Origin of the sequence: Hyphomonas sp. (assembly GCF_040882205.1) — a bacterium.
GTDB lineage: Bacteria > Pseudomonadota > Alphaproteobacteria > Caulobacterales > Hyphomonadaceae > Hyphomonas.
The window spans coordinates 1-4417 of sequence record NZ_JBBEBT010000156.1; the positions used below are offsets into that span (position 1 = coordinate 1).

4 protein-coding genes and 1 pseudogene are annotated in these 4417 nt (G+C 65.2%); 3 read left to right on the forward strand and 2 right to left on the reverse strand.

Features of this window, described 5'->3' with window-relative positions:
• A partial coding sequence (locus WEA77_RS06370; protein ID WP_368067035.1) for an ApaG domain occupies positions 1 to 280 on the forward strand: 280 nt, incomplete at its 5' end.
• A 6-nt stretch (positions 281 to 286) separates the two neighbouring features.
• On the opposite strand, the gene WEA77_RS06375 is transcribed toward WEA77_RS06370, so the two are convergent.
• Together WEA77_RS06375 and WEA77_RS06380 are read right to left on the reverse strand one after the other, a co-directional pair.
• Positions 287 to 1336: a hypothetical protein gene (locus WEA77_RS06375; protein ID WP_368067036.1), complete on the reverse strand. Its 1050-nt coding sequence runs from the start codon at positions 1334 to 1336 to the stop codon at positions 287 to 289.
• 299 nt (positions 1337 to 1635) lie between these two features.
• Entirely contained in the window at positions 1636 to 2817 is a 1182-nt protein-coding gene (locus tag WEA77_RS06380) for an acyl-CoA dehydrogenase family protein (protein ID WP_368067037.1), read from the reverse strand.
• A 209-nt stretch (positions 2818 to 3026) separates the two neighbouring features.
• On the opposite strand from WEA77_RS06380, the pseudogene WEA77_RS06385 reads away from it, so the two are divergent.
• A pseudogene (locus WEA77_RS06385) lies at positions 3027 to 3182 on the forward strand (LuxR C-terminal-related transcriptional regulator); the annotation flags it as partial.
• 133 nt (positions 3183 to 3315) lie between these two features.
• On the forward strand, positions 3316 to 4251 hold the full coding sequence (locus WEA77_RS06390) for an ROK family protein (RefSeq protein WP_368067038.1): 936 nt from the start codon (positions 3316 to 3318) through the stop codon (positions 4249 to 4251).
• The last annotated feature ends 166 nt before the right edge of the window (positions 4252 to 4417 follow it).

The window sequence follows — 4417 nt, forward strand, 5'->3', positions numbered from 1 at the left end:
CAACGAGAGCGACCGGACCTGGACCATCGCGCGCCGCCATTGGCAGATCGTGGATGCGGCAGGCCGGATGCTGGCGGTCGACGGTGACGGCGTGGTCGGTCAGACGCCGACCCTCGGTCCCGGAGAGCGGTTCAACTATTCTTCCGGCACGCCGCTGGCTACGCCCTCGGGCCTGATGAGCGGCACCTATGATCTGGTCGGCGAGAACGGCGAGGAGATGGTCGCGGTCATCCCCGCCTTCTCCCTCGACAGTCCTTATGACACGTCGCTGCCGAGCTGAGCGTGCCTAGTTGTAGGCGCTCGGGATGCCGGGCAGGGGCTCGCCGCTCTCGATGACGCGGAAGTTCAGTGCAATGAATTCCGGCGTCAGAAGCATCTGCAGGTCGCCTGGCGCCAGCACGCCTTCCCAGGCCGCAACCTGCTCTGGCCCGCTTTCAGCGTACAGGACGTTTGCGCCGGCTTCGTCCACCAGGATCGCGCCGTATTCCTGAAGTGCACGCGCGACGACCCTTGCGCCCGGCGAGAGCAGCGTGTTGTCGATGTCATAGGCCGGGTTCAGCTGGATGCGCGCACCCATCGGAAGGCCTGCATAGCGCTTGCTTCCATGGGCCTCGGCGCTCAGGTCTGTGCTTGCGGGTGGCACGAACCTGCCCGTCATGGGAAGCGGGGTGGCAAACGCGAGCGCATGATCGATGCGGCCTGCTTTCACGTCGTCCACGCGGATCAGGCCGGCCATCAACGGCACGCCGGAAGGGCGGGCGCCGGCCGACAGGTCGCCGCGTTCCGCCTTCATCCAGGGGATCGATACGCCGGTGCCCGACAGGTCAACGGCCGCGCCGAAACCGGCATGCCAGGAGCCATCAGGCGATTGGCCGGACTGGCGCATGTCCCAGGCAAGATTGCGCACCGGGTCGACCAGCGTGAGATAGGTGCTCTGCGAAGCCGGGGTCTCCGGATCCAGGGCGTCTGCCGGGATCGGAACCTGCTCGAGGGGGCCAAAGCCCGGACCATGGCGGCCTGCGTAAAGTGGGCGGACCGTGCGCTTCGGTGCTTTCGCGGAATCGAAGTATTTAACCAGTACCGACCAATCAGCTATATTAACATAGAACGGTCCGCTCTTGCCAAGATCAGCCAGCAGGATGTCCGAATTCGGGTCAATCTGGGCGTCTGCCGCGACTTTGGTGTTCCAGGGGCTATCTGGCGCGAACGGTCGCCAACCCGGCGCCGGCTCGGACGCAACGGGCAGCGCGGACAGCGGAATTTCGGGGGTCTGGGCGCAGGCGGCCGTCAGGGCAACGCCCATCAGGGCAACAGCGGGCAATATCTGACGCAGCATGTGGATGGCCTCCGGACAGGGGCTGGACACTCGAGGTGCAAGAACCCTGCCGGTCGCCTGTCAGGCGAGGGGTCTCCAGAAATATGAACAAAAATAGAGCCGTGGCGGTCGCCTGCCGCGGCCGGTTTCCGGAAGGAAACGCTTCTTTATCAGCAGCGGTCGCTCAGCGTCATGCCATAGGTGCGCGGGCGGCCCGCAAAGTGCAGCCCGACGTTGGCGTTCGAGGTGACCTGCTGGAGGTCGTACGCGTGCGTCAGATTCTGATTGCCGGGTTTTCCTGCCAGGCGAGCACGGGGCTGTCAGAGCCCCAGAACGGCCTTCGCCATAATGTTGCGCTGGACCTCGTTCGAGCCGCCATAGATCGAGCCCGCCCGGTTGTTCAGGTAGCGCGCCATCCCGGTCACCAGCGCCTCTGGTCCCAGTACCGCCGCATTCGCACCCGGCTGCCAGGCGTCCGGCTGGTAGGGCGCGGCAAAGCTGCCGAGCGCCTCGATTCCCAGCGTATCCACGGACTGCATAAGCTCGGTGCGCTGCACCTTCAGCATTGATCCCGCCGGCCCCGGCGGCTGGCCGCTCGTCAGTTCTGACAGCACGCGTTGCTCAGTGATCTTGATGGCTTCCAGTTTCATCGAAACTTCGCCGAGCCGGCGGATCAGGCCGAGGTCGGCGCCGCCGTCCTCCATCACATGCCGGTGCAGTCGCCGCAGCACGCCTTCCAGCCCCGCCGACGATCCGCCGCCCCGCTCGAACTCGAGCAGGTACTTCGCCACCGACCAGCCGTCATTTTCTTTGCCGAGGCGCCCACTCCTCGGCACGCGCACTTCGTCGAAGAAAACCTGGTTCAGCTCATGCTCGCCCGCCAGCGTGATGATCGGGTCGACCTTGATTCCCGGCGTCTTCATGTCCAGCAGCAGGAATGTGATGCCGAGCTGGAGCTTTGCGTCCGGATCCGTCCGTACAAGGCAGAACATCTTGTTCGCATGATGGGCGTGCGTCGTCCATATCTTGCTGCCGTTCAGCACATAGTCGTCGCCGTCGCTCACTGCGCGCAATTGCAGTGAGGCAAGGTCGGAGCCCGAGCCCGGTTCCGAATAGCCCTGGCACCAGTAGTCCTCACCCGCCAGCAGCCGGGGCAGATAGTGCGCTTTCTGCGCCGGCGTGCCGTATCCGATGATGCATGGGCCGACCATGCCGAGCCCCATCGGCGACAGGCCAGGCGCGCCGGCGCGCGCGCATTCGGAGGCGAAGATGTAGCGCTGCATCTCGTCCCAGCCGGTACCGCCATATTCCGTCGGCCAGTGCGGCGCGACCCAGCCGCGCGCATGCAGGATCCGCTGCCAGGGCAGGGTATATTCCGGCTCGATGAATACACTGGTCGCCAGTCTGCCGGCTGCCGCGAGGTCAGGTGTCAGGTTGGCGGCGAGAAAGGCCCGCACTTCATCGCGGAACTCGATATCCGCCTGCTTCAGATCAAGGTTCATGGTCTGGTATTTTTCCCCGCGTGGATTTTGTGCGTTCAAGAAGCCGGGCTGCGGTCCCGGCTGCAAGCTGACAGAAATGATAGGGCGAGCCAATCGCTATGCTTTCCGGACTGCGATCTTCTGACCCCGGCGCCATCATGGAACTGGCGAGACTGATCGACCGGACGGGCCGCGAAATCCAGTGCCTGAAGTGAGCTGCTGGCGGAAAATCTGACAAGGAGATCGCCCGGATCATGGCCGTTTCCGTCCCCGCAATCGGCTTCCACCTGACCAATGCCAGCCGCAAGCTCGCCGTCTCCGGCCGCGCGCAAACCAACCACCTCGCCGCCTCGCCCGGCGATATCGCCCCGGCCTCCGGCAACTGAGGCGGTGCAAACGCGGTTTCCGGCCCTCGCGGATTTGCACTGACTGGCGTAAAGGTTTGGCAATCGCCGCATGGAACCGATGCGCCTTGCGAAGGGATCTGCTGGGGTGCTCGACGACAAGAGAAAGCTAACAATGACGCAAGTTGCGCCTGGCGCCGCGCCCGTCAGCCTGCTCGGCGGCATCGATGCGGGGGGCACCACGTTCAAGTGCGCGCTCGCCGACCTGTCCGGCCACCTCCTGGATACGCGCCGCATCCCGGTCACATCGCCTGAAGACACTATCGGCGCCTGCCTCGGATTCTTGCGCGAAAGCCTGACAAAACGTGGTGCGCGTCTCGCCTGCCTCGGCATCGCCAGCTTTGGCCCGGTCGATGTGGATCCTGCCTCGCCGGACTATGGCACGCTTCTCGCCACGCCCAAGTCCGGCTGGTCCGGCACACGCCTCACCCAGCGCTTTTTCACCGGTCTCGGATCGCCGGTTGTTCTGGATACGGACGTGAACGGCGCGCTGCTCGCCGAGCGCGAACTGGGCGCCGCGAAGGGCATGCGCTCCGCCGCCTATGTTACCATCGGCACCGGCATCGGTGCGGGCCTCTATGGCCCCGGCGGTTTCCTGTCTAAGCCGACGCATCCGGAGTTCGGCCACATCCGTGTTGAACGGCATCCGGACGACCTGGCCTTCGCCGGGGTCTGCCCATTTCACGGCGCCTGCCTTGAAGGCCTTGCAAGCGCGGCCGCGCTTGTCCGCCGATATGGTGACCCTGCGATCCTCCCGCGCGAACATCCGGCCTGGGACATCGAAGCCTTCTACCTCGCGCAAGCCTGCCTCGCTCTCACGCTCACCGCCCGGCCGGAACGTATCCTTCTCGGCGGGGGCGTGATGCAAGCTGATGGCCTGATGCCGAAAGTGCGATCCGCCTTCGCCGCGCTCCTCAACGGCTACCTCGAACTTTCTGACGCCGACATCGAAACCCTGATCCAACGCCCCGCCCTCGGCGACGATGCTGGCATGATCGGCGCCGTGACCCTTGCCCGGCAGGCCGTGAACGCTGGCAACGGGGGCGCCTGACCGCGCCCGGTCGCCGTCTTCACCCCTGAACACAAGGCGCCGCCATGCCGCAACCTGCCTTTCCGGCCCGGCTTTGTCGTCTCGCGCGCCAGCAGACAGCGCAGCCTTGAACCCGGCCTGACGAAGAACCGTGTCTTCATCAGGCACGGTTAACGCACCAGAGACA